The 26,964-nt window shown below is 64.1% G+C and carries 26 protein-coding genes and 1 pseudogene; 18 read left to right on the top strand and 9 right to left on the bottom strand.

The annotated features are described in order from the left end of the window. Positions 1-114: 114 nt before the first annotated feature. Positions 115-2,160 carry a threonine--tRNA ligase gene (gene thrS, locus AS156_RS26890; protein WP_066510844.1) on the bottom strand — a complete coding sequence of 682 codons (2,046 nt, stop codon included), beginning with the start codon at positions 2,158-2,160 and terminating at the stop codon, positions 115-117. A gap of 255 nt (positions 2,161-2,415) precedes the next feature. Here thrS and AS156_RS26885 point away from each other — a divergent pair, with 255 nt between their 5' ends. After that, on the top strand, positions 2,416-3,669 hold the full coding sequence (locus tag AS156_RS26885) for a COG3904 family protein (RefSeq protein ID WP_066510843.1): 1,254 nt from the start codon (positions 2,416-2,418) through the stop codon (positions 3,667-3,669). Between the two features lie 105 nt (positions 3,670-3,774). Continuing rightward, positions 3,775-4,914, top strand: coding sequence for an MFS transporter (locus AS156_RS26880; RefSeq protein WP_066510841.1), 1,140 nt, complete (start codon positions 3,775-3,777; stop codon positions 4,912-4,914). 268 nt (positions 4,915-5,182) lie between these two features. Here AS156_RS26880 and AS156_RS26875 read toward each other — a convergent pair whose 3' ends face one another. Both AS156_RS26875 and AS156_RS44995 read right to left on the bottom strand, forming a co-directional pair. After that, positions 5,183-5,509 carry a GrlR family regulatory protein gene (locus AS156_RS26875; protein WP_066510838.1) on the bottom strand — a complete coding sequence of 109 codons (327 nt, stop codon included), beginning with the start codon at positions 5,507-5,509 and terminating at the stop codon, positions 5,183-5,185. Positions 5,510-5,647: 138 nt separating this feature from the next. Then, a pseudogene (locus tag AS156_RS44995) lies at positions 5,648-6,640 on the bottom strand (alpha/beta hydrolase); the annotation flags it as partial. A gap of 608 nt (positions 6,641-7,248) precedes the next feature. On the opposite strand from AS156_RS44995, the gene AS156_RS26865 reads away from it, so the two are divergent. Together AS156_RS26865 and AS156_RS26860 are read left to right on the top strand one after the other, a co-directional pair. Beyond that, positions 7,249-8,619 (top strand): APC family permease, encoded by a 1,371-nt coding sequence (locus tag AS156_RS26865; RefSeq protein WP_066510835.1) that lies wholly within the window; start codon positions 7,249-7,251, stop codon positions 8,617-8,619. Between the two features lie 2 nt (positions 8,620-8,621). After that, positions 8,622-9,836, top strand: a complete 1,215-nt coding sequence (locus AS156_RS26860; protein ID WP_066510833.1) for a hypothetical protein — start codon at positions 8,622-8,624, stop codon at positions 9,834-9,836. 90 nt (positions 9,837-9,926) lie between these two features. On the opposite strand, the gene AS156_RS43525 is transcribed toward AS156_RS26860, so the two are convergent. Further along, complete coding sequence (locus tag AS156_RS43525; RefSeq protein ID WP_201456115.1) at positions 9,927-10,094, bottom strand: hypothetical protein; 168 nt, start codon at positions 10,092-10,094, stop codon at positions 9,927-9,929. 104 nt (positions 10,095-10,198) lie between these two features. Further along, on the bottom strand, positions 10,199-10,492 hold the full coding sequence (gene yidD, locus AS156_RS26855) for a membrane protein insertion efficiency factor YidD (protein ID WP_210184221.1): 294 nt from the start codon (positions 10,490-10,492) through the stop codon (positions 10,199-10,201). Positions 10,493-10,792: 300 nt separating this feature from the next. Here yidD and AS156_RS26850 point away from each other — a divergent pair, with 300 nt between their 5' ends. Then, on the top strand, positions 10,793-11,713 hold the full coding sequence (locus AS156_RS26850) for a COG3904 family protein (RefSeq protein WP_066510828.1): 921 nt from the start codon (positions 10,793-10,795) through the stop codon (positions 11,711-11,713). Between the two features lie 61 nt (positions 11,714-11,774). Here AS156_RS26850 and AS156_RS26845 read toward each other — a convergent pair whose 3' ends face one another. Beyond that, positions 11,775-12,221 carry an iron-sulfur cluster assembly scaffold protein gene (locus AS156_RS26845; protein ID WP_066510827.1) on the bottom strand — a complete coding sequence of 149 codons (447 nt, stop codon included), beginning with the start codon at positions 12,219-12,221 and terminating at the stop codon, positions 11,775-11,777. Positions 12,222-12,463: 242 nt separating this feature from the next. On the opposite strand from AS156_RS26845, the gene folE reads away from it, so the two are divergent. The 10 genes from folE (at position 12,464) to AS156_RS26795 (ending at position 21,289) form a co-directional block, all read left to right on the top strand. Continuing rightward, entirely contained in the window at positions 12,464-13,144 is a 681-nt protein-coding gene (gene folE / locus AS156_RS26840; RefSeq protein WP_066510825.1) for a GTP cyclohydrolase I FolE, read from the top strand. Positions 13,145-13,171: 27 nt separating this feature from the next. Then, positions 13,172-13,600 carry a phosphoribosyl-AMP cyclohydrolase gene (hisI, locus tag AS156_RS26835; protein WP_066510822.1) on the top strand — a complete coding sequence of 143 codons (429 nt, stop codon included), beginning with the start codon at positions 13,172-13,174 and terminating at the stop codon, positions 13,598-13,600. A gap of 112 nt (positions 13,601-13,712) precedes the next feature. Then, positions 13,713-14,423 carry a c-type cytochrome gene (locus AS156_RS26830; RefSeq protein ID WP_430641815.1) on the top strand — a complete coding sequence of 237 codons (711 nt, stop codon included), beginning with the start codon at positions 13,713-13,715 and terminating at the stop codon, positions 14,421-14,423. Positions 14,424-14,472: 49 nt separating this feature from the next. Beyond that, on the top strand, positions 14,473-15,687 hold the full coding sequence (locus AS156_RS26825) for a c-type cytochrome (protein ID WP_066511057.1): 1,215 nt from the start codon (positions 14,473-14,475) through the stop codon (positions 15,685-15,687). Between the two features lie 10 nt (positions 15,688-15,697). Continuing rightward, positions 15,698-15,877, top strand: a complete 180-nt coding sequence (locus tag AS156_RS26820; protein ID WP_066510816.1) for a hypothetical protein — start codon at positions 15,698-15,700, stop codon at positions 15,875-15,877. After that, on the top strand, positions 15,877-16,440 hold the full coding sequence (locus tag AS156_RS26815) for a cupredoxin domain-containing protein (RefSeq protein WP_066510812.1): 564 nt from the start codon (positions 15,877-15,879) through the stop codon (positions 16,438-16,440). The genes AS156_RS26820 and AS156_RS26815 overlap by 1 nt, the downstream gene beginning before the upstream one ends. Further along, positions 16,430-18,055: a b(o/a)3-type cytochrome-c oxidase subunit 1 gene (locus AS156_RS26810; RefSeq protein WP_066510809.1), complete on the top strand. Its 1,626-nt coding sequence runs from the start codon at positions 16,430-16,432 to the stop codon at positions 18,053-18,055. Before AS156_RS26815 ends, AS156_RS26810 begins: the two co-directional genes overlap by 11 nt. Beyond that, the gene (locus tag AS156_RS26805) at positions 18,052-18,843 is read left to right on the top strand and encodes a c-type cytochrome (protein ID WP_066510807.1); all 792 of its coding nucleotides are present in this window, start codon (positions 18,052-18,054) and stop codon (positions 18,841-18,843) included. Before AS156_RS26810 ends, AS156_RS26805 begins: the two co-directional genes overlap by 4 nt. Before the next feature lie 90 nt (positions 18,844-18,933). Further along, a complete protein-coding gene (locus tag AS156_RS26800) occupies positions 18,934-19,941 on the top strand; it encodes a transglycosylase SLT domain-containing protein (protein ID WP_136626447.1) in 1,008 nt (335 codons plus the stop codon). 169 nt (positions 19,942-20,110) lie between these two features. Then, on the top strand, positions 20,111-21,289 hold the full coding sequence (locus AS156_RS26795) for a DUF2336 domain-containing protein (protein WP_066510797.1): 1,179 nt from the start codon (positions 20,111-20,113) through the stop codon (positions 21,287-21,289). Positions 21,290-21,356: 67 nt separating this feature from the next. On the opposite strand, the gene AS156_RS26790 is transcribed toward AS156_RS26795, so the two are convergent. From AS156_RS26790 to AS156_RS26780, 3 genes are all read right to left on the bottom strand, one after another. Continuing rightward, positions 21,357-21,935, bottom strand: a complete 579-nt coding sequence (locus AS156_RS26790) for an Hpt domain-containing protein (RefSeq protein ID WP_066510795.1) — start codon at positions 21,933-21,935, stop codon at positions 21,357-21,359. 18 nt (positions 21,936-21,953) lie between these two features. After that, positions 21,954-22,499 (bottom strand): response regulator, encoded by a 546-nt coding sequence (locus tag AS156_RS26785; RefSeq protein WP_066510794.1) that lies wholly within the window; start codon positions 22,497-22,499, stop codon positions 21,954-21,956. A gap of 102 nt (positions 22,500-22,601) precedes the next feature. Further along, positions 22,602-23,381, bottom strand: a complete 780-nt coding sequence (locus AS156_RS26780; protein WP_066510793.1) for an NAD kinase — start codon at positions 23,379-23,381, stop codon at positions 22,602-22,604. Positions 23,382-23,616: 235 nt separating this feature from the next. Here AS156_RS26780 and AS156_RS26775 point away from each other — a divergent pair, with 235 nt between their 5' ends. The 3 genes from AS156_RS26775 to AS156_RS26765 all read left to right on the top strand — a co-directional run bounded on the left by AS156_RS26775 (position 23,617) and on the right by AS156_RS26765 (position 26,900). Further along, a complete protein-coding gene (locus tag AS156_RS26775; RefSeq protein ID WP_066511054.1) occupies positions 23,617-25,203 on the top strand; it encodes a S10 family peptidase in 1,587 nt (528 codons plus the stop codon). A gap of 802 nt (positions 25,204-26,005) precedes the next feature. Beyond that, positions 26,006-26,389, top strand: coding sequence for a hypothetical protein (locus tag AS156_RS26770; protein WP_066510791.1), 384 nt, complete (start codon positions 26,006-26,008; stop codon positions 26,387-26,389). A gap of 103 nt (positions 26,390-26,492) precedes the next feature. Beyond that, positions 26,493-26,900 carry a FixH family protein gene (locus AS156_RS26765; RefSeq protein ID WP_066510788.1) on the top strand — a complete coding sequence of 136 codons (408 nt, stop codon included), beginning with the start codon at positions 26,493-26,495 and terminating at the stop codon, positions 26,898-26,900. Positions 26,901-26,964 lie beyond the last annotated feature (64 nt).

Below are 26,964 nucleotides of genomic sequence, written 5' to 3'. Positions count from 1 at the left end.
GGTTTTCAGGAGTTCAATGGCATCGGGCACGGACATGTCCTTCAAGTAGAGTCGTGCCCCCAAGATGGGGGCACGACCAGGCCGATGAAAGTCAATTTAGACCGATTATGACGATCAGAACGCAGATTGCGCCCGCCTGACATCCGGCGGAGTCGCTTCATCCACCAGCGCGGCGATCGCCTCGCTGGTCGGCATCACGGTCTGGCGTTCGCTGCCGAGGCGGCGAACCGAAACCGAATGCGTCTCGGCCTCCTTCTTGCCGACCACGAGCAGCGCCGGGATCTTGGCCAGCGAATGCTCGCGGACCTTGTAGTTGATCTTCTCGTTGCGCAGATCGATCTCGACGCGCAGGCCGGCGCGGCGCGCCGCGGCCGCCACCACCTTGGCGTATTCGTCGCCCTCGGAGGTGATGGTCGTGACCACGAGTTGCGTCGGTGCAAGCCAGAGCGGGAAGTTGCCGGCGTAGTGCTCGATCAGGATGCCGATGAAGCGCTCCATCGAGCCGCAGATCGCGCGGTGCACCATGACCGGCACCTTCTTGGAGCCGTCATGGTCGATGTAGAACGCGCCGAACCGCTCCGGCAGGTTGAAGTCGACCTGGGTCGTACCGCACTGCCAGTCGCGGCCGATGGCGTCGCGCAGCACATATTCGAACTTCGGCCCGTAGAACGCGCCTTCGCCCGGATTGATCTCGGTTCGGATGCGGTTGCTGCCCTTGGCCTTGATCTCCGACAGCACGGTCGCCATCACGCGTTCGGCGTGATCCCACATCTCATCGGTGCCGACGCGCTTCTCGGGCCGGGTCGAGAGCTTGACCGTGAGCTCGCCGTCGAAGCCGAAATCGCCATAGGTCGACAGGATCAGGTCGTTGATCTTGAGGCACTCGTCGGCGAGCTGCTGCTCGGTGCAGAACACGTGGGCGTCGTCCTGCGTGAAGCCGCGCACGCGCATAAGGCCGTGCATCGCGCCCGACGGCTCGTAGCGATGCACGACGCCGAACTCGGCGAGCCGCAGCGGCAGGTCGCGGTAGCTCTTCAGGCCGTGCTTGAAGATCTGCACGTGTCCCGGGCAGTTCATCGGCTTCAGCGCGAACCAGCGCTTGTCCTCGGCCTCGTCGCCGGCCGACTGCGCCGCGAACATGTTCTCGCGATACCAGTCCCAGTGGCCCGAGGTCTCCCATAGCACCTTGTCGAGGATCTGCGGCGCGTTGACCTCGTTGTAGTCACCGGTCAGCCGGCGCCGCATATAGGCGATCAACTGCTGGAAGATGGTCCAGCCCTTGGGGTGCCAGAACACGACGCCCGGGCCTTCTTCCTGGAAGTGGAATAGGTCGAGCTCGCGGCCGAGCTTGCGATGGTCACGCTTCTCGGCTTCCTCGATCTGCTTGAGATAGGCGTCGAGATCCTCCTGCCTGGCGAAGGCCGTGCCGTAGATGCGCGTCAGCATCGGGTTGTTGGAATCGCCGCGCCAGTAGGCGCCCGCGACCTTCATCAGCTTGAACGCGTTGCCGACCTTGCCGGTCGAGGTCATGTGCGGGCCGCGGCAGAGATCGAACCAGTCGCCCTGGAAATAGATCTTGATCGGCTCGTTGCCGGGAATGGCGTCGACCAATTCGACCTTGAAGGCCTCACCCTTGTCGCGGAACACCTGCTTGGTCTTCTCGCGATCCCAGACCTCCTTGGTGAACGGCTGGTCGCGCGCGATGATCTCGCGCATCCGCTTCTCGATCGCGGCAAAATCCTCCGGCGTGAACGGCTCGTTGCGGAAGAAGTCGTAGTAGAAGCCGTTCTCGATCACCGGGCCGATCGTGACCTGGGTGCCCGGCCACAGCGATTGGACGGCCTCCGCCAGCACATGCGCGGCATCGTGACGGATCAGCTCCAGCGCGCGCGGATCGTCGCGGCTGATCAGCTCGATCTTCGCATCCGCTTCGATCGGGTCGTTGAGGTCGGCAACCGTGCCGTCGAGCGCCATCGCGACGGTGCGCTTGGCGAGCGAGGGCGAGATGCCCTTGGCGATGTCGAGACCGGTGGTGCCTCTGGCGAATTCGCGCTTCGCCCCGTCTGGAAAGGTAAGGGCGATCTTGTGCACGGGTTCTGCGGGCTTGAGGTTGGAGAGGCTGTACTGGAATCCGGATTCGGATTTGGGCGTATCTGACATTGATGTCTCCTGTGGCTCACTCCTGCGAACGAGCGCAGGTAAGCGGAACAGCCGTATAGCAGGGGATTTGGTGTCTGTAATCGGGCAATATCAAGAAATCGGCCGCTCCGGCTGTGGATCGCGAGACGGCGAGGGGCGCTGCGCAACCATGGTGTCGGCAGGCCGTCCCGGCATCACGGCGGCCCAACGTTGCGACCGCGCCGATCCTCGATTAACGTCGCGGGCGATTTTCCGCCGCGCCATCCGGCAGAGTTCATGTTGACCCGCATCCTGTTTCTTCTGGCCTTGTTGTTGATTCCCGGAGCGTTGCGGGCGGAACAATCGCCGGCCGAGAAGGCGGGATTTGCGCCGAAACTCACGATCTACCTCGCCAAGGGCCGGGCGAACGCATGCGGTGCGGGCTGCGACCGCTGGATCGCCGTCGAAGGCGAGATCGATCGGGATGCGGCGCCGCGCATCCGCCGCTTCCTCGCCGGCGTCAAGGACATGCAGCTCCCGATCTACCTGCATTCGCCCGGGGGGAACGTCGAGCAGTCCTACGCCATCGCGCGGCTATTGCGCGCTCGTAAGGCAACCGCCCGCATCGGCCGGACGATCGTGACGGCATGTAGCGGCACGCAGGTCGATGCCGAATGCCTGAACATCAAGGCTGCGCGCGGTGAGGTCGCGGCCGAGCTCGCCACCCGCAACGCGATGTGCAATTCGGCCTGCGGCTATCTGTTTCTGGGCGCGACGACGCGCGAGGTGGCGCCCGATGCCGCGATGGGCGTGCATAATTCGCGGCTGACCTTCGTGATCCATGGGCATCCGCCGCCGCAGGCGGTCGCGCAATACAGGCAGCGCCAGATGGTGACGGCCGATCGGGATCGTGCCGTCTTCATCACCGCCATGGGGATCGGTAGCGAACTCAATGACCTGATCAGGACGGTGAAATTCGAAAGCGTGCATGTGCTGACACGTCCGGAACTCTATCGCTTCGGCATCGACACGCGGCCGATGCCCGAAACGCAGTGGACGCTGGAGAAGGACGTGCGGCCCTTTATCCGCAAGATCGCGCTGCAGAAGAAGGGCGACGGCGCCGCATTCCGGCTGCTGGAGTGGCGCCTGTTCTGCGAGAACAAGGATCGCGCGCGGCTGATGTTCGTGCGGGAGTTCGACGAGACCGCCGCCAGCAAGAGCACGGTCACGATCGCGGCGGGCGCCGACAAATCGGCGGCCTTCGGCAGATCTCCGGTGCGGATCGGTAAATACGAGGTCTGGAGCGATCCTGTTGCGGCCGACACGCTCAAGGCGATGCTCGCGGTGCCGCATCTGCAGGTCGGGGAAACGACGTCGACGCCCGACGGCAAGTCGGACCTCACGGCGTTCGACATCGACACGTCCGGGCTGGAGCCGGCGTGGACCCAGCTTCAGGACTCGTGCCCGGCGGTGACGAGCACTCCGAAGCCGACGGGCTCGTTGCCGGCAGGCGCGTCGTCGAGCGTCAGCGCCGCGCCGCCATCGCCATGAGCGCAAGAGGCGCAATCGATCACACGCCATGCATTTAGATGCAGTTGCATTGAAATCGGAATCTGCTATGAACGCGGCGTGAAGCGCTACGCCCCCACTGCATTGATGCTCGGAAATCTCGTCACCGGCTGTTCGGTGCTGGCGCCGGCGGGCATGCTCACGGAATTGTCCGACAGCCTCGGCGTCACGATCCGCACCGCCGGCCTGCTGATCACTTTCGGCGCGATCGTGCTGTGCGTAGGCTCGCCCGTGACGGCGTGGCTGACCAGCCGGTTCGAACGGCGGCTGCTGCTGACGACGACGCTGCTGGTGCTGGCGCTGACCAATGCGGCGTCTGCCATTGCGCCCGATTACGATAGCCTGCTGATCATCCGCCTGGCGATGCTTGCGATCGGCGTGCTCTTCACGCCGCAGGCGGCAGGCACCGCGGCGCTGATCGTGCCGGTGGAGAAGCGTGGCAGCACGATCGCCTATGTCTTCCTCGGTTGGTCGCTCGCAGCCGCGATCGGGCTGCCGCTGATCACCTTCATCGCAAGCCGCTATGGTTTCCGCACGGCGTATGGTGCGATCGCGCTGGCGGGATTCGTGAGCTTCGCGTTGCTCTGGTGGCGGTTGCCCGGCGGATTGCAGGGCGCGCCTGTCGATCTCAGAACCTGGATCGATCTCGGCCGCAATCCGATGATCATCCTGCTGCTCTCGATCACGACGTTGCAGATGTCCGGCCAGTTCGTGGTGTTCACCTTCATGGGGCCGCTGCTGACGAAGCTCACCGGAGCAGGCGCCGACGCCATCGGGATCGTGTTCGCGCTCTACGGCATCTGCGGGTTCATCGGCATTGCGGTCGCAACGCGGATCGTGGATTCCTGGGGCGCATGGAAGACCTCGGTACTGTTCACGGGACTGCTGCTGGCCGGCGTCGCCGGCTGGGCGCTGAGCGCCGGCGAATACGCCCTGATGGCCGGTTCCGTCGCAGTGTGGGGGCTCGGCTTTGCGTCGACCAATTCGATGCAGCAGGTGCGGCTGGTCGGTGCCGCGCCGGCGTTTGCATCAGCGTCGGTCTCGCTCAACACATCGGTGCTGTATATCGGCCAGGCCGTCGGCTCCGCGATCGGCGGGCTGCTGTTCGCGCGCGAGTGGCTCTACTCCGCCGGCTATGTCGCGACCGCCTTCGTTGCGCTGGCACTCGCAGTGGTGATCGTCACGCGGCCGCGTCAGGCCGCGCGCGCCGCCGCAGCGGCCGAGTGAGACTCTAAAGCGCGACGAGATTCGGTTGAGCTGGAACGGCGTCGAAGGATCGCCTCTCCCTTGGGAGAGATCGATTTGCTCCTGGCGATGCGAAGCATCGTCCAGTGCAAATCGGGTGAGGGGTTTACGGTCGATCGAGAGAGCAAGAGCCCTCACCCGGATTGCTCCGGACGATGCTTCGCATCGCCGAGCGCAATCCGACCTCTCCCCGGCGGGGAGAGGTGATCCGAAACCTTGGCAAGCCGATTCAACCAAAATTCATTCCGGTCTAATCGGCGATCCGGGTCAGGACCGCCTTGAAGTTCACGCCCGGCATTTGCAGCGCTTCGCCCTCGAGATCCACCATGTCGCCATTCTCGCTGCCCTTCAGCATCAGCGTGATCATGTCGATGCCGAACACGGACCTGAAGGCCGGATCCGGATTGTGACGCTGGGTCGAGACCTTGACGTGGAGGCTGTCGCCCCTGTCGGAATAGTTGCCGACATAGGCGAAGGCCGAGTTGCCGCCGCGAAGCTTGCCATTGACGGCGTAGAGCACACCGGTGCCAGTGCCGTGAACCGTGTGAAATTCGAGCTTGTACAAGCCTTCCTGCAATGGCCATCCCCGAAAAAAATTGATCCGCAATGCTGGCACCCTATTGCGCGCGCCAGATGCGAACAATGCCGGGCGGCGAAAATCGCTCGATCATCAACACCACAATTTCGGAAGACGGCGCGGCTTGCCGATGCGCGATCAACGGCTCGTTGATGCAGGCGCGCTTGCCATCTGCGTCAACGCCGGGGCTGCCGCCATCTTGGTCAGCACCTGCTTGATCGGGAACTCGGTCCAGGCCTGCGTCACGTAGCTTCGATGGGTGATGCCGTCGCGCGTCTGCACGAATACCACGCTGCCGGGATGCAGCGGACCGTCCATGCTTTCGCTGATCGGGATGCCCTTGTCACGCAGCATCGACATCAGCTCGCGGTCGCGCGGCTTGGTGTAATGCGTGTAAGAGGAGATGAAGAAGCCGGTGCGGTTCTTCTCGATCCATGACGCGAATTTGTCGAGTTCGCCATAGACGGCGTCGAGCAGCAGCACGCCGCGGACGCGACTGGTGGCGCCGCCGACATCGAGGCTCCAGGCGGTCGGCAGGAAGCCGCCGCTGTAGCCGATGATCACGACCGGCATGTTGGCGAAGACATGCTCGGATTTCGGGTCGCCGTAGAGCTGGGCGAGGTGGCGCGCCGACTCGTCGAGGAACCGCTTGAAGCCGCCCGCCTGCCAGAACTTGCCGGCACTGGAGTCGGCGGCATCCACCGCCATCTGGGGCGCAAGCAGCACCGCGTTGGCCCCGGAGTCGGTGATCTGCTGCGGCACAAGCTGGCGGTCGCGCACGTCGCGTTCCAGCGTCGCGCCGTTGCCGTGGAAGAACACCACGATCACGCCGGGCTTGCTGGCGTCGAAGGTCTCCGGCACGTGCACCAGCACACGGCTGTCGTTGTAGGTTTCGTTCTGCCAGTAGACCCGACCGCTGAGGCTCCTGTGACCGCGGCGGTCGCCGCTGCCGACATTGAGGAACGGCGCATCGGTGCGCGGGTTGTTGCCGAAATACGGGAAGGCCGAGGATTTCATGCTGACCAGTGTGGTCAGATCCTCGTGCTCGGTCGGGCGCGGCAGCGTCAAGGTCGGCGAAATCGAGGCGACGCGGACGGGCGGGGGGGCCGGCTTCTGCGGGGTCGTGGCGGGNCGGGCGCAACGGCCGCGGTCCGCTGATAGGGAGTAAAGCTCTCCTTCTCGGTCGGGAAGCGATCCTTGAATTGCGGAGCCGGGAAGCGATCATCGAACGTGTCGCCGGTCGCCTGGGTGTTGGCGGCGAGCATGTCGGCGTTCGGTGCCTTGCCGCATTGGGCGAGGGGCAGCGCGAGCGGAATCAGGATCAAGATGGCTGCAATCCGGGACGACCGCGCACGACGCGTCGTGCAGGGTGGTGTCACCCGGCGCACGCGATCATGACTGTCGAAGTTAGGCTGCGCCCCGACCATCCACCCGTTGCCCCGCACCCACCGGCAAACGACGTATTTGAGCTTGTCGGTGTTTAGGTCACGTTAAGCTTCCGGACGCTTTCCCCACATCCGGAAGGGCATAATAAGACCATTCAATCATGTCTTGATTGTGGGTGGGCGTCCCGGCGCCTGGACTTCGGCCGCTGGCCTGGAGGTTGCGCTAAGCTTTAAGGTGTTTTGATACCGTCTCAGAATCTATGTTTAAACCATTGTTAACGCTACTTGAATTGTGGGCCATGTGCCTGCACGATGCGACGATCAGGCGTGCGGCGGCTTGAGGGGACGGTCGAGATGGCGGCATCACACACGGGAAGCGCGGCGTTGCGCGGCCCGCTCCCCGGCACTGGCTCGACCGTTTCGGTTCTGACGGCGACCGCGATCGTCGTCGCCGACATGGTGGGCGTCGGCGTCTTCACCAGCCTCGGCTTTCAGGTCAAGGACATCCCGTCGGGCTTCTCGATCCTGCTGCTGTGGACGATCGGCGGCATCGTCGCGCTATGCGGCGTGTTCTCGTATGGCGAGCTCGGCGCCATGTTCCCGCGCTCGAGCGGCGAATACAATTTCCTCGGTCGCACCTATCATCCGGCGTTCGGTTTCGTCGCGGGCTGGGTGTCGGCGACCGTCGGCTTCGCTGCGCCGGTCGCCCTTGCCGCGATGGCGTTCGGCGAGTACGGCCGCGCGCTCCTGCCAGACGCGCCGCCGCTCGCGCTTGCCCTCGGCGTGGTGTGGCTGGTGTCGATCGTGCAGCTCACCGGCGTGAAGCATTCCTCGACGTTCCAGCTGGTCGCGACCATCCTGAAGGTGGTGCTGATCACGGCCTTCCTGGTGGCGGGCTTTGCGATCACGACCCCGCAACCGGTGTCGTTTGCACCGGCGGCGTCCGACGTTGCCTATGTGTGGAGCGCGCCGTTCGCGATCAGCCTGGTGTTCGTGATGTATTCGTTCTCCGGCTGGAATGCCGCGACCTACATCATCGGCGAGATGCAATTGCCGGAGCGCAACCTGCCGCGTGCGATGCTGATCGGCACGCTGATCGTGCTGCTGCTCTATGTCGCGCTCAACGCGGTGTTCCTGCACACCGCGCCGATCGGCAAGCTTGCCGGCCAGCTCGACGTTGCCCGCATCTCCGGCAGCTACATATTCGGCGAGATCGGCGGCCGTATCGTCGGTGTGATGATCTGCGTCGGGCTGATCTCCTCGATCAGCGCGATGATGTGGATCGGCCCGCGCGTGATGATGACGATGGGCGAGGACATTCCGGCGCTGCGGCTGTTCGCCCGCCGCTCAGGCCGCGGCGCGCCGGTCTATGCCATCCTGTTCCAGCTTGCGGTGGCGAGCCTGATGCTGCTGACCCGCAGCTTCGAGGCGGTGCTCGACTTCATCCAGTTCGCGCTGCTGTTCTGCTCGTTCTTCGCGGTCGCCGGCGTGATCAAGCTGCGCATCACGCACCCCGAACTGCCGCGGCCCTACCGGGCCTGGGGATACCCGATCACGCCGCTGGTTTTCCTGCTCGTGACCGCCTTCATGATGTACTATCTCTTGACGCAACGCCCGCTGCAGTCGGCACTTGGTACCCTGATCATGATTTCGGGCCTTTTGATCTACGCGATTTTCCGCAAGCGGGCCGATCGTCCCGCGACCGAACGCCCGGGTCAGGAATGAGAATGTTGGTGCCGGTAAGACTGCTGACGCTGGCTGTGGCTCTGCTGCTCGTTGCGCCGGCAGTGCGCGCCGCCGAGGTGACGGTGAACGACACCGCGCGCTTCCTCGCCGGCATGCCGCCGTCAGCCGATTCGCCGCTGATGCCGTTGACGAAGGATGCGGCCTGGCGGCGTCACGCAAAATTCTTTGACGGGGCGTTCACCCAGCTCGAGCAGCGGCAATTGTCGAGGATCCGCGCCTGGTCCGACGTCAACCTCGCCGCGCCGAAGCCGACCATGTTCTACATGTTCTCGGGCCCGGACTTCCTCTACGCCGATGCGTTCTATCCCAAGGCGACGACCTATGTGCTGAGCGCCTTGGAACCGCCCGGGGCGGTGCCTGACCTGACCCGGCTGTCGCCCGGCGGCGTCGGTGCGGCGCTCTACAATGTCGAACGCTCGCTCGGGTCGATCCTGAGCTTCTCCTTCTTCATCACCAAGCAGATGAAGACAGACTTGCACGCCGGCGAGATCAGCGGCACCTTGCCGATCCTCTACGTATTCCTGGCGCGCACGGGCAAGACGATCCGCGACGTCAAACCAATCACAATCGACGAAAACGGCACGCTCAGCGTGGGCGCCGACGGGGCGGCGCGCAACGCCGTGCATGGCATCAGGATCACCTTCGCGGGTTCGGACGGCATCGAGAAGACGCTGTATTACGTCTCGACCGACCTCTCCAATTCCGGTGTGAAGGCGAGCGGCTTCCTGAAATTCTGCGCGACGTTCGCGCCCGGCAACAGCCTGATCAAGAGCGCGTCCTACCTGATGTACGCCGGCAATTTCTCCACCGTGCGCAACTTCATTCTCACCAACAGCGCGACGATCATCCAGGACGATTCCGGAATCCCGCTTGGTTATTACAATCCGAAGCGGTGGCGCTTCTTCCCGTTCGGCCGCTACCTCGGTCCGATCAAGAAGTTCCCCGGTCGCTACCAGGCATCCTATGCCGAGCTGTTCGCTCGCGCGCAGCCGATCGATTTCGGCATCGGCTATCGCTGGCGTCCGCACGAGTCCAATCTGCTGCTCTCCGTGAAATTGCCCGATGACGGCACGGGCACGGCGGAGGCAAGCGTACCGGTGGAGGAACCGCCAGCGCCGCCGCCAAAGCCGCGACCGCGCAGGCCCCGGCCGGCACCCCTGCCGCCGCCGCAGGACTTCTTCTGGTTCTGGCGCTAAAGCGAAGTGGAATGAGGATTGATCATCACTTCATCATCGCGCCTCAACGCGTTGATCGAGCGTGATCTTCGCTCAGCAGCGTTCGGCGTTTCACCACCTCACGCTTTGGCTCGGTACGATGAACGCCGTGGTGCTCGGCGTGCTGGACTTGTGGGTGAAGTAGCCGTAGGCGGCGCCGATCAGAATGAGCAAAGCGAGGACGGCCAGCAAATCGATGTGCCTGGGATCGTGACCGTTGTGGCTGATTTTCCAGCGCATTGTTGTTTCCTCCCCAAAAAGGGGCAGGGAAACAATGCGGCAAGTCGGCCACAGTTCCATATGCCAGCAATGCACGGTGCGATTGGAAGCGCTGCGGCAATCCGTCAGCCGTCGTTGACGCCGCGCCAGCGACCGTAACGCCAGGGCAGGTACCAGCGCGCGCCCGGCGGTTTTGCGAGCGGCACGTTGTCGATGCCGGAGGTGCCCCAGGGGTGGCAGCGCAGCAGACGCGCCAGCGTCATCCAACCGCCGCCCCAAAGTCCAAAGCGCTCGATCGCTTCATCGCCATAGACTGAGCACGTCGGCAGGTGCCGGCAGTTGTAGCCGACCAGCGGCGACAGCGTGTGCCGATAGATCCAGATCAAGGCACGGCCAAGGTTGCGCGGCAGGCGGCGCATGGTGGTGGCACACTCTATGCAGTGAGCAGGGTGCGACGTTGAATGGTCTGTCGATGGCATGCGTGAGACTATGTACGTAGTCTTGCGGGGGTTCCAAGCCAAGGAACTCTGCTTTTGCAGATATTTACGCCACAGTTCGCATTTATCGCACTGCGCGAATGGCGCTGCAGCAAGGGTCCTATGGACGGTCAGGATCAGCAAGGTTACCGTTTCGATATTGCTCCGATGACGGAATCATGGCGCGCGTTGATATGGGGCCGTTGCCGCCGCTCGCACCAGGGCTCGGGGGAAGGAACTAAATTGAGACTCGTGAGGTCGCTTTCACTACGCGGCTGGGCGCTTCTCGGCGCCGTCGGTCTGGGCATCGCAGTTTCCGGCGCCGCCTCCACGGTGGGCAACGCGGCGCCCGTAAGCTCAACCCTCGAAGAACGCAAGCTGCCGATGAAGTTCAGCTGGATCGCATGCCAGCCGAATTGCCGGGGCTGGGTGTCCGCGGTCGGCATCATCACGGCCGACAGCCCCAAGAATTTTGACGACTTCGCCCGCAGCCATCAGCTCAGCGGCGCCACCATCGTGCTCGACTCCAGCGGCGGTTCCGTCAATGACGCGATCACGCTTGGCCGCCGCTTCCGTAGCCTGGGCGCGCTGACGACGGTTGGCACCAGCATCGTCAGTCAGACGGTGCAGGGCGATCGTGCGAGCGTGCTGCCGGACGCATATTGTGAATCGATGTGCGTGTTCCTGTTGTTGTCAGGCAAGACGCGCTACGTCCCGCCGGCTGCCCATGTCCGCGTCCATCAGATCTGGATGGGCGACCGTGCCGATGACGCCAAGGCCGCAAGCTACACCGCGCAAGACCTGATGATCGTCGAGCGCGACATCGGCCGCCTCGCCAAATACACGTTCGATATGGGCGGTGCGGGCGAGCTGCTGTCGCTGGCGCTCAGCGTGCCGCCGTGGGAAGATCTGCACGAATTGTCGCCGGCCGAATTGCGGCTGACCAACCTCGTCACCACCGATGCGGTCGCCGACGTGTTGCCGCGCCAGGATGACGGCGTTCCCGTCGCCGAAGCGAAGCCGAAGGATCGCGAACGCTTCGTGAGCAGCGCTGTGGATGAGGGCGAAGTCCGACCACAGACGGCGAGGGCGACCAAGACCGCAGAGGTCGTGGTGCCGACAGGCAGTACCGCCGCGCCAGCGCCGGTCCAGCCGGCACAGTAGGACGCAGTGCAGCGCCGTTCCGGGACGCGCAAGCGGACCCGGAATGATCTGTGATGGAATCCTACGCCGGCTGTTTCGCCTTGGCCTCGATCTGGCCAATGGCATCGACCACGGCATCGAAGGTCAGCAGGGTCGAGGCATGGCGGGCCTTGTAGTCGCGCACCGGTTCGAGCAGCGCGATATCAGCCCATTTGCCTCCTTCCGGAGGCTTGCCGTTTTCCTTCAACATCTTGCGCACGGTCTCGCGTAATTCACGTAGCTCGTCCGCGGTCGAACCCACCACGTGGCTTGCCATGATCGAGGAAGAGGCCTGGCCGAGTGCGCAGGCCTTTACGTCGTGGGCGAAGTCGGTCACGACAGGTCCGTCCATCTTGAGGTCGACCTTCACGGTCGAACCGCACAGTTTGGAATGGGCGGTCGCGCTGGCGTCCGGCTCGGCCAATCTGCCGAGGCGCGGAATATTGCCGGCCAACTCGATGATCCGCTTGTTGTAAATGTCGTTCAGCATGAGGGCAGGTGCCTGGTTCCGGGCGTCGCCGGGCGCTCTTGGCGGCTGGGGTCCACCGTCCTATATATGAACGGCATTGGCGGAAACATAGTCCGGCCATGCAGCCGCTGCGGCCCACCTCCGCCGCTTCGGTGCTACACGAATGGGACTCAGGCGCCCGGCGGCTTCGAAGATCCGCCCCGTCTGCCCGGTGACACATCCGGCCCGAAGGCAAATGCCAGGGCCGGTCGAACGGAGAAGACATGGACGCCTTGATCAAATCGATTCGCCCCAACAAGCCAACCGACGCGAAGACCACTGAGCTCGACCCCTCCGAATTCATGGCTGCGGCCGTCCGTGCCGATCAGCTGCGTCCGTCGCGGGCCGAGGCCGAGCAGGCCGTGAAGACGCTGCTCAGCTATATCGGCGAGGATACCGGCCGCGAGGGCCTGCTCGACACGCCGCGCCGGGTCGTCGAAGCCTATGACGAGCTCTATCAGGGCTATCATCAGTGCCCGGCCGAGGTGCTGAACCGCACCTTCGGCGAGACCGCCGGCTACGACGATTTCGTCCTCGTCCGCGACATCGAATTCACCTCGCAGTGCGAGCATCACATGATGCCGTTCTACGGCAAGGCGCATATCGCCTATACGCCGGTGGAGCGGGTCGTCGGCCTTTCCAAGCTGGCGCGGCTGACCGATATCTTCGCCCGACGCCTGCAGACGCAGGAGCATCTCACCGCGCAGGTCGCGGCCGCGATCGACGAGATCCTGAAGCCCCGCGGTGTTGCGGTGCTGATCGAGGCGGAGCATACCTGCATGTCGGTGCGCGGCGTCGCCAAGCATGGTGCATCGACCTTCACCAGCCGCTTCACCGGCATGTTCCGCGACAATCCGGCGGAGCAGCAGCGTTTCCTGTCCCTGGTGCGAGGACCGACCCGGTAACCTCGCGCTCCCTTTGCGAGGTTATCCGTGTCCACATCGACCCACGATCACGACCGCGAGGAAGGGCTGAGCTTCCAGCCCAAATTCGACGCGGCAGGTCTCGTGACCTGTGTCGCGACCGATGTCGCGACCGGCGACGTGCTGATGGTCGCGCATATGAACGACGAAGCCCTGCGCAAGACCATCGCGACCGGTAATGCCTGGTACTTCAGCCGCTCGCGCAACGCACTGTGGCGCAAGGGCGAGAGCTCGGGCCAGACCCAGCGCGTGGTCGAGATGCGGATGGATTGCGACCAGGACGCCGTGTGGATCCGGGTCGAGCAGATCGGCGCCGCCTGCCATACCGGACGTCGCTCGTGCTTCTATCGCAAGGTCGAAAGCGCCGCTGGCGACGTCAGCCTGTCATTTGTTGACGCAGAGCGGCTGTTCGATCCGGAAAAGATCTACCGGAAATAGCTTCGATTGATCTGAATCAAAGAGGACGCGTCCAAGCGTCACGCTTGATTGTCTCCTGTTTTGCGATGTGCCTATAGTTGCACATCCTAGTTGCGCTGGGGGGCCAAGACAGGTGATGCATCGCTTTCTACCGCTGGTCGCGTTTCTCGCACTGGTTGCGTTGCCGATTGGTGCAGCGCAATCGCAAACGACGGAACGGGCGCCCGATACGATGGCGGCCCGGGTTCTCGCCTGTGCGTCCTGTCATGGCGCTGAGGGCGAGGGCACCAGTGACGTCTACTTCCCGCGTCTCGCCGGCAAGCCGGCCGGCTACCTTTACAACCAGCTGATCGCATTCAGGGACGGACGGCGGAAGTATCCGCCGATGAACTACCTCCTCGAATTTCTGCCCGACGATTACCTGAAGAAGATCGCCGAGCATTTTGCGTCCCTGCGGCCGTCATTTCCGCCGCCGGCACCCCCGACCGACAGCAAGGAGGTTCTGGCCCGCGGCGAATCGATCGTGAAGAACGGGGATCCGCAACATGGCATTCCGCCATGTTCGGCCTGCCACGGTCCGGCTCTCGGCGGGATGGAGCCGGGCGTCCCGGGGTTGCTTGGGCTGCGCGCCGCCTACATCAGCGGCCAGCTCGGCGGCTGGCGCTACGGCACCCGCACCGCGATTGCGCCCGACTGCATGCAGATCGTCGCCAGCCTCTTGACCGAAGACGATGTGAAGGCGGTCGCCGCCTATCTGTCGTCGCGTCCGGCGCCGTCAGATCCATCCTTCGCACCGCGTGGAAGCCTTCCGATGCCGCTGGAATGCGGCAGCGAACCGCGTTGAAAGGATCCAGCCGATGCCGCGAGCCTCAAAAGGTATGTTTGTCGCGTTGATGCTGACGCTGTGGCCGGTCTGGGCGTACGCGCAGCAACAACCTGCCGATCCTGCCGTGATCGCGAAGGGTGAGTATCTCGCGCGCGCGGGCGATTGTATTGCCTGCCACACCGCGCGCGAAGGCAAGACTTTCGCCGGCGGCCTTGCGATGAAGACGCCGTTCGGCACGCTGTACACGTCCAACATCACGCCCGATCCGCAGACCGGGATCGGCACGTGGACCTCGGACCAGTTCTACCAGATGATGCACAACGGTCGCTTCCCCGATGGCGGCCTAGTCTATCCGGCAATGCCGTTTGCCTCCTACACCAAGGTGACGCGCGAGGACAGCGACGCGATCTTCGCCTATTTGCGCACGGTTCCGCCGGTGAAACAGCCCAACAAGCCGCATGAGCTGACCTTCCCGTTCAACAACCGCTCGCTGATCCTCGGCTGGCGCACGCTGTTCTTCAAGGAAGGCGAGTTCAAGCCTGATCCGTCCAAGTCGGACGAGTGGAACAGGGGCGCCTATCTCGTCGAAGGCCTCGGCCATTGCGGCATGTGCCATACCGCGATCAACGCGCTCGGCGGCAGTTCCGAGTCCCAGGCTTTCGAGGGCGGCCTGATTCCGATGCAGAACTGGTACGCACCGTCGCTGACCTCGAACAAGGAGGCTGGCCTCGGCGAATGGACCATCGAAGAGATCACCGACTACCTGCGCAAGGGCGTCTCCGCGAAGGGAGCGGTCTACGGCCCGATGGCCGAAGTCGTCTACAACAGCCTGCAGTACCTGAACGACGACGATGTGCGCGCGATGGCGATTTACCTGAAGGGCCTCGCGCAGGGCTCATCGCCCGAGAAGGCCCAGCCGCCGATGCCGTCGGCGGAGAGCAGTCTTCTGCTTTCGTTCGGCAAACAGATCTATGACCGCGAATGCGCGCTCTGCCATGGTGCAAACGGGCAGGGCATGCCGCCGGACTATCCGCCACTCGCCGGCAATCAGTCGATTCAGATGGTATCGTCGGTCAACGCGATCCGCATGGTGCTCAACGGCGGCTATCCGCCGGGCACGGCCGGCAATCCGATGCCGTATGGCATGCCACCCTTTGCACAAAAGCTCTCGGACGACGAAGTCGCAGCCGTCGTGACCTATATTCGGGGGGCTTGGAACAATCGCGCTGGACCGGTATCGGCGCGGCAGGCGAATGAATTGCGCTCAGCGACGCTGAATTAGGGGCACGATCATGATCAATTCCTCCTCTCAGCAATCGCGGCCAGGCGTCTCGGAAGACGAGGCGGTCGAGGCCATCGTGCGCGAGGGACCGGGCGGCGCAGTCGCGGTTGCCGGCGTCGCGACCGCCATCGTGATTGCGCTCTGGTTTGCGTTCTACCTTCTTGTTTTCCTGCCGCGGAGCGCTCCCTGATGGCCACCGAGACGGATCATGGGCCAGGCGAGGCTGTCGCCGCCCGAATCGAGCGGCGTTGGGCGACGTTGTCGATCGTCATCGTCGCGCTGCTGGTGGGCATGGCCGCCGTTATCGGCATTCATCGGGCGACGATGCCGCAGGCCCGCGTCGAGACTGCCGATCCCAAGACGTTGCATCTGTCCGGCGAGTTCATCGAGAGCAATCTCGGCAGCGCGGTAGAGCCGGACGGTTCGGTGACCGTACGCGCGATCGGCCAGCAATATTCCTTCACGCCGCAATGCATCGTGGTGCCTGCGGAGACACCGATCACCATCCGCGCCACCAGCGCAGATGTCGTCCATGGTTTCCTGATCGAGGGCACCAACATCAACACCATGCTGGTTCCGGGCTATGTCTCGGATCTCCCGGTGCGATTCAGTGCGCCGGGCGAACATGTGATGCCTTGCCAGGAGTTCTGCGGCATCGGCCATCAGGGCATGTGGGGCAAGGTCAAGGTGGTCGACAGAACCGCATTCCTCAACATGACGGCGGCGAAGCGGAGGCTGACCTGTGCTGACTAACAAGCGGCTCATCCTGGCCCATTTCTGGCTCGCCTTTATCGTGTTCGGCTTGGCGCTGGTGCTCGGCGCCTGGCAGATGTTCGTGCGCAGCCCGCTGAATACGTGGCACTTCAATCCTGAGTTCTACTATCGCTCGGTTACCGCCCATGGCTCGGCCATGGGCTATGTGTTCCCGACCTTGATCGCGATGGGGTTCGGTTACGCCATCACCGAGGCGTCGCTTGAGAAGCCGCTGGTCGGACGGCGATGGGCCTGGGTGGGCTTCTTCCTGGTCGCGATTGGCGCAGTGGTGGCGATGATTCCGGTGTCGCTTGGGCGTGCCTCGGTGCTCTACACCTTCTATCCACCGATGATCGGAAATCCCTTCTACTACATCGGCGTCGTCATGGTCGTGGTCGGCTCGTGGATCTGGGTCGCCCTGATGTCGATCAACTTCACGATCTGGAAGCGCGAGAACCCCGGCAAGCCGGTGCCGCTTGCAATGTTCGCCAATGTCGCCGGCTCCTATCTCTGGGCCTGGACGGCGGTGGGAGCTGCGCTCGAAATCCTGTTCCAGATCCTCCCTGTCGCGTTGGGGCTGAGGTCAACGATCGATGCAGGCCTGGCGCGCGTCTTCTTCTCGTGGACACTGCACGCCATCGTCTACTTCTGGCTGATCCCGACCTACATCGCGTATTACACCATCTTTCCGCGAGCGATCGGTGGCCGGATCTACAGCGATGCGATGGCGCGAATCGCCTTCATTCTGTTCGTCGTAGTGGCGATGCCGATCGGCGTGCATCATTTGTTTGCCGATCCGCAGGTGGGGGCCGGCTTCAAGTTCATGCACTCGGTGTTCACCGGCCTTGTCGCGCTGCCGACGCTGTTGACGGTGTTCACGATCTGCGCCTCCGCGGAGATCGCGAGCCGCCTCTGCGGCGGGCGCGGAGCGTTTGGCTGGATCAGGGCATTGCCATGGTCCAATCCGATCATGCTCGCGACCGCGTTGTCGCTGGTCATGCTCGGCTTTGGCGGGGCCGGCGGGCTCATCAACATGAGCTATCAGCTAAATACCTCCGTGCACAATACGCAGTGGGTCACCGGCCATTTCCACCTGATCTTTGGCGGCGCGATCGTGATCATGTATTTCGCGATCGCCTATGATCTGTGGCCGCATCTGACCGGCCGCGCGTCTGAAGGCTTTGGTTTGATGCGCACGCAGCTCTGGCTGTGGTTCATCGGCATGATCGTCACCACGTTCCCATGGCACTACGTCGGTATCCTCGGCATGCCGCGTCGCATGGCGTTCTACGACTACGCCAATCCCGTGATCTCGCCGGAGGCCTTCTCGGTCGTCATGTCCGCGATCGGCGGGTTCATCCTGCTGATATCGGGCACCCTGTTCCTTCTGGTGCTGATCCGTGGGCAATTTAGCACGAAAGGCGAGGCGGGTGCATACCGGTTCGCGATAGCGCTGCACATGCCGGAGCGCATCCCAGTCGCCCTCAATTCGTTCGGCCTTTGGCTCGCCTTGATGGTGGGCCTCACGGTTGTGAACTACGGGTTCCCGATCGCACAACTGATGGCCTTGAGCGAAACCAACGTGCCTGCGGTTTACGTCGGAGCAAGCAGATGAGCGATCGGCCGCTGTTCTCGCCGCGCAATCCCTGGTTCAGCATAAGTGTCGGCGTGACGGCGGGCATTGCCGTGCTCTCGGCGATCGTTGGCCTGGTCTGGCTGCCGCTTGTGCAGCCCAATGTGAAGTTCAGCGGCCTGTGGGACGCGATCTGCAGTGCGGCCGGTGTTCCACGCGCGGCCGTGCGGGATGCCTCCCTGAAGCCGGAGTTCAAGACCTCCGGTGTCGTGATGACCCCGCAGATGCTGGCCGGCGCCGATCAGGTTTCGATCGGGCGGGGCGCGACGCTGGCGCAGCGTTGTGCGATTTGCCACGGTCCCCAGGGTGTCAGCGACGCCAACTCGCCGAACCTCGCGGGGCAATTCGCTGCGGTGACTTACAAGGAGCTCAACGACTTCAAGTCCGGTGCCCGCGCAAGTGTCGTGATGGTCCCATTTGCGGCGGCCATGAGCGATCGGGACATGAAGGATGTCGCAGCCTATTACGCCTATCTGCCGCGGGTCCCCTCCAACAACCTCGACGTCGGACGGCCGGCGCCCGCGATCGTGGTGACGGGCGCCCCGATGCGCAACATTCCGCCGTGCGGCTCATGTCACGGCGACATCGACAACAAGGCAGGCAGTCCGTGGCTCGGCGGCCAATCTGCGGTCTACATCAAGGCGCAGTTGGAGGCCTTTGCGTCGGGCACCCGACGCAACGACATCAGCGAGCAGATGCGCAATATCGCCCGCCAGATGACGGCCGAGGAAATCGACCAGGCCGCGCACTTCTACGAAGCCCAGCCCTGACGGCCGTCTTAACGCGCCATTAACCATAATGGCGGCAAGCTGGTGGGACGTGGGTGCCGATTGCCGGCGCCCGGCAAGGCACCAAGACGGATGGCGGTCGACACAATCAATGCCTCGGCTGCGGCAGGTGTCGATCCCTCACGCCTGCAGGTCGCAAGCTCGATCAAGCAGGCGGCGTCGACCACCGGCGTGAGCTTCGAATATCTGCTCACGACCGCGAAGATGGAATCCAATTTCAACCCGCAGGCCGGCGCTTCGACGTCGTCGGCGCACGGGCTCTATCAATTCATCGACCAGACCTGGCTCGGCACCGTCAAGGAGGCCGGGAGCCAGCTCGGCTACGGCAACTACGCCAACGCCATCACGAAGAATTCCGACGGCAGCTATTCGGTCAGCGATCCCACCGCGCGCAACGCGATCATGAAGTTGCGCGACAATTCAGATGCGTCGTCTTCGATGGCGGCGGCGCTGACCCAATCCAACAGCTTCAAGCTCACCGGCCAGCTCGGCCGGCGTCCGACCGACGCCGAGCTGTACATGGCCCATTTCATGGGCGTCGGCGGCGCCGCCAAGCTGATCTCCGGCGCCGAGGACAGCCCGAGCGCCAATGCCGCGGCGATGTTTCCGAAGGCTGCCGCCGCCAACTACTCGATTTTCTATGACAAGTCGGGCAGCGCCCGCAGCGTCTCGCAGGTCTATTCGGTGTTGACCACGCGCTATGCCGCGGCGGCGAATTCGGCGGATACCCGCACCGCCTTCGCCGCGGCGGGCGGCGGCACAATGAGCCCCTACGCGGTCGCGAGCGCGGTGCCGACGCCCGCATTGAGCATGGACACCGCGGCCTATCTCTCGACCTTCCCCGATGCCCGCGCGATCACGCGGGTCAGCGCGACATCGCAGACCGCATCGTCCGGGCAGCAGGCACCGGTGTTCCGCTCGCTCTATCAGGCCGGCGACCGACCGCAGCCGATCTCGCCCGCGGTGCAGGAGCTCTGGGGCGGTTCCACCGCATCGACCGCGGCAGCGACCCCGACGGTTCGCGCGCCGGGGCGGCTCGACCTGTTCAGCGATCCCACCGGCACCTACAGCAACGGCTAGCGGATCGGCACGGTCTTGCCCGTGCCCTTTTGCGGAGCCATCGCCGCTTTAACGAAACGTCAACAATCCCATACGTTTATGGTGAACTCTTTGTTAAGCGTCATGGTTTATTTTTCCTTGTAGTGGCGTCACTCCCCGATGCCGTTTCGTTGCGTAAGCCGGCAGGACCATGATCGTTCGGCAGTTCATTAATTGGATTAGGACCGCTCCCGCAGGCGAGCGGGCAGATGCGACACGGGCCCTAGCCCGGGCCTGGCTCATTTCAGACCTCAGCGACGACGATCGCACCGCAGCCGAAGGCGCGCTGCTGATGCTGCTCGACGATCCGTCGCCGCTGGTGCGCCAGGCGATGGCCGAGGTGTTCGCGCGCAGCACGGAGGCACCGGCTGCGATCGTGCAGGCCTTGTCGGTCGACCAGCCCTCGATCGCGCTGCCGGTGCTGGAACATTCCCCGCTGCTGATCGATGCCGATCTGGTCGATATCGTCGCGACCGGTTCCGACGAGATGCAGTGCGCGATCGCGCGCCGCATCAACCTGCCGCCCTCGGTCTCTGCGGCGATTGCCGAGGTCGGCTCGGCGGCCGCGGCGCTCGAGCTGATCGAGAATCCCTATGCCGACCTCCCGCCGTTCTCCTGGGACCGCATCGTCGAGCGCCACGGCCATCTCGCGGCGATCAGGGAGTCGATGCTGCAGCTGGAGGACCTGCCGTCCGCGACGCGGATGGCGCTGGTCGCCAAGCTGTCTGATACGCTGGCCCAGTTCGTGGTCGCGCGGAACTGGCTCGGCGCCGACCGGGCAGGGCGGATCGCCAATGAGGCCCGCGAGCGCTCGACGGTGAACATCGCCGCCCAATCCTTCGGCGACGACATGCGCGGTCTGATCACGCATCTGCGCGCCACCGGCCAGCTCACCGCCGGGCTGATCCTGCGTGCGCTGCTGTCGGGCAATCTCGACCTGTTCAGCGCCGCGCTCGCCGAGCTGTCCGGACTGCCGCATGGGCGCGTCTCCGCGCTGCTGAACGATCGCGGCGGCAACGGCCTGCAGGCGCTGCTGATCCGCGCCGGCCTGCCGGAATCGACCTACGCCGCGTTCCGTGTCGCGCTCGAGGCCAGCCATGAGGTCGGCTTTGTCGATACCGGCGACGGGGCGGCGCGGCTGCATCGCCGGATGGTGGAGCGGGTGCTGACCCATTGCGAGACCGACCGCTCCGCAGCCGAACCCCTGCTGATCCTGCTGCGCCGCTTTGCGACGGAATCGGCGCGGGAGGATGCGCGCATGTTCTGCGAAGAGCTGGTCGCGGAAGACGCGATCGCGCCGCAGCCTTACGACGACCTCATCGCGGCGTAGCCCGCGTTCGCTGGAATGGATGGGAGCTCGGACGGCTGCCGCATCGGCGGCGGCCGATCACTTACGACTATTCGTTCGGCACGATGCTCGGCGCGAGGATTGCCTCGAGATGCTCGGGCCGGTCGCGATTGGCGTGGGTCAGGAATTCGTCGGTGATGCCGCGCAACTGCTTGCTCAGCACGCCGGCGACGACGGCGGTGTCGAGCTTGGTGCGCTCGCGCACGATCGCCTGCACCGCGTTGATGTGGTGCGCGATCAGCTGTGGCGGCACCGCACCGAGATCCGGCGCGTGTTCGATGATGCGGCACAGGCTTTCCGCGGCCACAGCGGCGGATGGATAGCCGAACGTCGCGGCATCGCCCTTGATGTCGTGCGCGGCGCGGAACAGTTCCTCGCGCGTCCGGTCGTCGAAGCCGTCGCGCTTGATCGCATCATATGCTGTCGAAAGGCGGTCGGCCTCGATCGACATCCATTCCTTGAATTCGCCCGACAGCCCGGCCAGTGCCTTCTCGGCACGGCCGATTGGATCGTCGAGATCGCTCTCGGGCACGCGCAGCAGCACCTTGCGCAGCGGATTGGGCTGCGTGATCACGTGGTGGGTGCCGAAGCTCTGAACCTCGATCGTCCCGGGTTTGTCTTTCGCCATGGCAGTGTCCTCGGCCAGCTAAATGCTCGAGCGCGCCTTCTCGAGCAGCGACGGCTGCTGCATCACCTCCACCTCGCCGCTGCCGCGGCGCTCGGGACCGATATAGGTGTTGGTGGTGTTGCGGCGGCGGTCGGGGCCGAAATAGGTCTTGGTCTTGATGAACGGACGCGGATTGGCGACCACGTTGAGAATGCGCTGGTAGAGGCCCTTGGCCGAGATCGGCTTGGCCAGAAATTCGGTGACGCCGGCGTCGCGCGCCACGGTGACGCGGCGCTTCTCGGAATGTCCGGTCAGCATGATGATCGGCGCGTAGGGGTTACCCTTGGATTCCGGCTGCCGGATCATCTGCGCGAGCTCAAGCCCGTCGAAGATCGGCATCGACCAGTCGGTGATGACGATGTCGGGCACGTAATGGGTGTACATCTCCAACGCGGTGGCACCGTCCTCGGCCTCGTAGACCTCGCGCGCGCCGAACGAATGCAACAGCGTCCGCAGGATGCGGCGCATGTGCGGATTGTCGTCGCAAATCAGAAATCGCAGCTTGTTGAAATCGACGCGATACATGGTCCGGCCCCGAACGGGCATACCGGGCCAACGCGGTATTACCCCGCGTTAACCATATCCCGGCCGCGGTTAATGTTTGGTTGCCGGGGAGGAGCGCGATCCTCAATGCCCGAACTGCTCGCGCAGGATGCGCTCCTCGAGCGAGTGGCCGGGGTCGAACAGCATCCGCATCGCGATCGTCTTGTCGGACAGCACCTCGACGCGCTGCACGTCGCGGACCTCGTCATGATCGGCGACCGCGGCGACCGGGCGTTTCTCGCCCTCGAGCACCTCGATCACCACGAAGGCGGAGTTCGGCAGCAGCGCGCCGCGCCAGCGCCGCGGCCGGAACGCGCTGATCGGGGTCAGCGCCAGCAGCGCGGCGTTGAGCGGCAGGATCGGCCCCTGGGCGGACAGGTTGTAGGCGGTGGACCCGGCCGGCGTCGCCACCAGGATGCCGTCGGCCATCAGCTCCGCGAGCTGCTCGCGTTCGTCGATCAGGATGCGCAGCTTGGCGACCTGGTAGGTCTGCCGGAACAGCGCGACCTCGTTGATGGCGTGATGCAGATGAACCGCGCCGTGAATGTCGGTCGCGCGCATCAGCAGCGGATTGATCAGCGACTCCCGCGCCGCTGACAGCCGCTCGCGCAGGTCGTGCGTCGAATATTCGTTCATCAGGAAGCCGACCGTGCCGCGATGCATGCCGTAGATCGGTTTGCCGGTGCGCATATTCGCATGCAAGGTCTGCAACATCAGTCCGTCGCCGCCGAGCGCGACCACGACGTCGGCGTCGTCGACCGAATGATTGCCGTGCAGCGCGGCGAGTTGCTCGAGCGCAGACAGCGCTTCCACACTCGCGCTGGCGACGAAGGCGATCTTGTCATACCGCTTGGATCTGCTCATCGCTCACGAACTCGTTTGGCACGAAATACGCCGCGCTCGTCTATACATCCCGGGCGGCCTTGTCGAGATGGTCCCCCGCGATGGTCCCATGCCTTGCCGCTGCCGCCAAGCTTTCGAAGTCTGCGGCCTGAAGCCCGGTTCTGCCGAAATCGGACTTCAGATTCTGGTTTTGACGCGTTTTCGTCACGCGAAATCTCTTTTGTATCGGTAAACGTGGGCGCAGGGAGTGGACGATATGGCTAACAGTTTTGCGACACGGCTCGCGGCGGCACTGCTGGTTGCCTGCCTTGCGACTGCGGCGAGGGCCGACGACGTGACCCCGCAGCCATCGCCGTCGCCGAGCACGCAGGCGCCGCCAATCCAGCAGGCGCCGACCGGCCAGAAGGGACGGGCAGGGCGCGGCGAGGCCGGTCCCAATGCCAACGCCTCCGCCAATACGTCCACCGCCGAACAGCATCGCCTGCCGCCGGACTCGACCACCAAGCAGTCGCTTGCACTGCCCGGCCGCTCGCTTGCCTTCACCGCCGCCGCCGGATCGATCCGCGTGTTCGACGACAAGGGCGAGCCGCTGGCCGACATCGCCTACACCTCCTATCAGCTCGACGGTGCCGACAAGGCGACCCGGCCGGTGACTTTCCTGTTCAACGGCGGTCCCGGGTCGTCGTCGGCCTGGCTGCAGTTCGGCAATGTCGGACCGTGGCGGCTCTCTTTCGACGGCGCGGTGTCGTCGGCAGCGCCCGAGCTGATGCCGAATGCCGACACCTGGCTCGACTTCACCGATCTCGTCTTCATCGATCCCGTCGGCACCGGTTACAGCCGCTTCGTCACGACGTCGGAGGAGGCGCGCAAGCACTTCTTCACCGTCGATGGCGATGCCAATTCGGTCGCGCTGGTGATCCGCCGCTGGCTGGAGAAATACGACCGGCTGACGTCGCCGAAATACGTCGTCGGCGAGAGCTATGGCGGCATCCGCGGGCCCAAGGTGGTGCGCAATCTGCAAATGCAGCAGGGCATCGGCCCGCGCGGCCTGATCCTGATTTCGCCGGTGCTCGACTTCCGCGAATATGCCGGCTCCAGCATTTTGCAATATGTCGCAAGCCTGCCGACCATGGCGGCCGTCGCGCGACAGGCCAAAGGCCCGGTGACGCGCGACGATCTCGCCGACGTCGAGCATTATGCGCGCAGCGATTTCCTGCTCGACCTCGTCAAGGGCCAGGCCGATGCTGAAGCCACCACGCGGCTTGCCGACAAGGTCGCTGATCTCACCGGCATCGACCAGACAGTGAGCCGCCGGCTCGCCGGCCGTTTCGATATCGGTGAATTCCGCCGCGAGTTCGACCGCAAGAACGGCAAGGTGACGGGACGTTACGACGCGTCGGTCGAGGGCCTCGATCCCTACCCGGACTCGAGCTACTTCCGTTTCAACGATCCCTCCGGCGACCCGCTGATGGCGCCGCTGACCAGCGCAGCGGTCGATCTCACCACGCGCAAGCTGAACTGGCGGCCGGACGGCTCCTATCATCTGCTCAGCGAGAACGTGAACAAGGCCTGGGATTTCGGTCATGGCGTCAACCCGGCCGAGTCGGTGACGCAACTTCGCCAGACACTGGCGCTCGATCCGAAGCTGAAGCTCCTGATCGGCCACGGCCTGTTCGATCTCGCCACGCCGTATTTCGCATCGCGCATCATCCTCGACCAGTTGCCGGCCTTCGCCGGCCAGGATCGCACCAAGCTCGTGGTCTATCCCGGCGGACACATGTTCTACTCCCGCGACGGCTCGCGCCAGGCGTTCCGCAAAGAGGTCGAGGCGCTGATGAGGTGAGGGTGGGTGGCGGCCACATATACATCTGTCGTCCCTGCGAAGGCACGGACCCATAACCACAGGGTTGCGTTATTGAACCGAGCCGTGGCCCAAGCGCCGAAAACCAACGGACATTCGTGGTTGGGTCCCGGCTCAAGGCCGGGACGACACGGAGTGTGTTGAATCGCCGGTGAGTCATACATCCGCATTCTCGCGACATGAATTGTCCGAGCTTTGCATCTCGTTTCGCCCTCCCTTCAAGCAGAGGGCGCAGGGAAAGCCGGGTGCCGATCGCACCCATGGGCCCTGTGCAATGAAGAAAGCACAGGGGGTAGGACCACAGGTGTAACCGGAGCAATCGGGCTTTCCCTGCGCGATGGTTTACGGCGTATACGTGCTCGCCCCGGTGAGACTGGGCTCTTTTGTCACCGTCCTCCGCAAAAACGCTTTCGCGTTTTGCGGGGAGACACCTGCCACTAGGTAGGGCGTCAGGCCTGCACGACTTCGCCGTCCGCTTCACGCGTGCTCGTCAGTCACGCAATCGGCGTCCACCGCATCTCACCGCAACACCCGTGACGATCGCGACGCGCCCCTCAATCGGGTAAGATGGGCCGATTCATACACCAAATCGATATTCTGAAAAACAGAAATATTTTTGATCGGAGGTCTTGACCTCGGGCAACTCACTGATCGCCCTTTTGAGGCCGATTAGAAACTGAATGCGCCAGATCAATACGTTTCCGCCGCGGCTGCCGGGGCGCTCTGGCGAAATCGTGATGCTGCCCCCTTTGCAGGCATCCCGGCGACGTGCAAGAAAGGGAACATGGACGCAAGGCGGTTCGCTAACCTCTGGATCATACTGCTCGTCGCGGCGGGGCTGTTGCTCGCGCCGCTGGCGGTGCCTGTCATGGCGAGCCCGATGGCCGGCGCAGCAGGCATGGCGGACGAGGCCATGCAGGCGATGTCGGACCATCAGGCGATGGCCGACGACATGCCGTGCTGTCCCGACAAGGCGAAGAGCAACCCCTGCGATTCCTGTCCATTTCTCGCGCTGTGCATGCTGAGCATCTCGGTGCCGGTCCCCGCGGGGGCCGCGTCGCTGATCGCGCGTGATCCACTGCGCAGTCAGTTTGCCGCGCATGACGATCGCCTGCTCGACGGCCTCGGCGCCAAGCCTCCCGACCATCCGCCTCGAATCAACGTCTGACGGGTGCTGCAAAGCGCCTGGTCGCTGACGCGTGCGCTCGACGGCGCGCGTGTCGTCGCATGCCGCTCACGCGGTTCATCAGACGTATCGAGGATCATAACAAATGAGTACTTCCAACTTGGCGCGCGCCACCATGGCCGCGCTGATCGGCATTGCCATCACGGGTGCTGCGCTGCCCGCTCATGCCGAGATCAAGAACTACGAATTCCAGCTCGTGCAGCCGACCGTCAAGGCCGGAGCCGATCGCGTCGTCACCGTGCGGCTGGTCGACAAGACCACCGGAAAATCCGTCCCTGACGCGGTCATCTTTGCGGTCAGGCTCGATATGGCGCCGGATGGCATGCAGGAGATGGTCACCAAGGTGACGCCGATGCCGGGTACCGAGCCCGGCACCTACCGGTTCAAGGCGACATTCGGCATGGCCGGACGCTGGCAATTGTCACTTGGCGCGAAGGTGCAGGGCGAGACCGGTTCGGTCGAGAACAAGCTTGTCATGACGGCGCAGCAATGAGCCGCCTCGCTTGGGCCGGCGCTGCCGCTGCGATTGCCGCAGCGGCAGGCGTCGCATGGACCGG

Origin of the sequence: Bradyrhizobium macuxiense, from assembly GCF_001542415.1 — a bacterium.
GTDB classification, from domain to species: Bacteria; Pseudomonadota; Alphaproteobacteria; order Rhizobiales; family Xanthobacteraceae; genus Bradyrhizobium; species Bradyrhizobium macuxiense.
This window is presented reverse-complemented; position numbering and strand designations above follow the sequence as displayed.

Excerpts from the sequence above, each read along its gene's own strand:
- folE (WP_066510825.1), top strand. The coding sequence starts at position 12,464 with ATGGACGCCTTGATCAAATCGATTCGCCCCAACAAGCCAACCGACGCG.
- AS156_RS26885 (WP_066510843.1), top strand. The coding sequence starts at position 2,416 with ATGTTGACCCGCATCCTGTTTCTTCTGGCCTTGTTGTTGATTCCCGGA.
- AS156_RS26865 (WP_066510835.1), top strand. The coding sequence starts at position 7,249 with ATGGCGGCATCACACACGGGAAGCGCGGCGTTGCGCGGCCCGCTCCCC.
- AS156_RS26785 (WP_066510794.1), bottom strand. The coding sequence starts at position 22,499 with ATGTATCGCGTCGATTTCAACAAGCTGCGATTTCTGATTTGCGACGAC.
- AS156_RS26815 (WP_066510812.1), top strand. The coding sequence starts at position 15,877 with ATGGCCACCGAGACGGATCATGGGCCAGGCGAGGCTGTCGCCGCCCGA.
- AS156_RS26780 (WP_066510793.1), bottom strand. The coding sequence starts at position 23,381 with ATGAGCAGATCCAAGCGGTATGACAAGATCGCCTTCGTCGCCAGCGCG.
- AS156_RS26825 (WP_066511057.1), top strand. The coding sequence starts at position 14,473 with ATGCTGACGCTGTGGCCGGTCTGGGCGTACGCGCAGCAACAACCTGCC.
- AS156_RS43525 (WP_201456115.1), bottom strand. The coding sequence starts at position 10,094 with ATGCGCTGGAAAATCAGCCACAACGGTCACGATCCCAGGCACATCGAT.
- AS156_RS26805 (WP_066510807.1), top strand. The coding sequence starts at position 18,052 with ATGAGCGATCGGCCGCTGTTCTCGCCGCGCAATCCCTGGTTCAGCATA.
- thrS (WP_066510844.1), bottom strand. The coding sequence starts at position 2,160 with ATGTCAGATACGCCCAAATCCGAATCCGGATTCCAGTACAGCCTCTCC.
- AS156_RS26790 (WP_066510795.1), bottom strand. The coding sequence starts at position 21,935 with ATGGCGAAAGACAAACCCGGGACGATCGAGGTTCAGAGCTTCGGCACC.
- AS156_RS26765 (WP_066510788.1), top strand. The coding sequence starts at position 26,493 with ATGAGTACTTCCAACTTGGCGCGCGCCACCATGGCCGCGCTGATCGGC.
- AS156_RS26880 (WP_066510841.1), top strand. The coding sequence starts at position 3,775 with ATGCTCGGAAATCTCGTCACCGGCTGTTCGGTGCTGGCGCCGGCGGGC.
- AS156_RS26770 (WP_066510791.1), top strand. The coding sequence starts at position 26,006 with ATGGACGCAAGGCGGTTCGCTAACCTCTGGATCATACTGCTCGTCGCG.
- AS156_RS26845 (WP_066510827.1), bottom strand. The coding sequence starts at position 12,221 with ATGCTGAACGACATTTACAACAAGCGGATCATCGAGTTGGCCGGCAAT.
- AS156_RS26820 (WP_066510816.1), top strand. The coding sequence starts at position 15,698 with ATGATCAATTCCTCCTCTCAGCAATCGCGGCCAGGCGTCTCGGAAGAC.
- AS156_RS26800 (WP_136626447.1), top strand. The coding sequence starts at position 18,934 with ATGGCGGTCGACACAATCAATGCCTCGGCTGCGGCAGGTGTCGATCCC.
- AS156_RS26795 (WP_066510797.1), top strand. The coding sequence starts at position 20,111 with ATGATCGTTCGGCAGTTCATTAATTGGATTAGGACCGCTCCCGCAGGC.
- yidD (WP_210184221.1), bottom strand. The coding sequence starts at position 10,492 with ATGCGCCGCCTGCCGCGCAACCTTGGCCGTGCCTTGATCTGGATCTAT.
- AS156_RS26860 (WP_066510833.1), top strand. The coding sequence starts at position 8,622 with ATGTTGGTGCCGGTAAGACTGCTGACGCTGGCTGTGGCTCTGCTGCTC.
- AS156_RS26775 (WP_066511054.1), top strand. The coding sequence starts at position 23,617 with ATGGCTAACAGTTTTGCGACACGGCTCGCGGCGGCACTGCTGGTTGCC.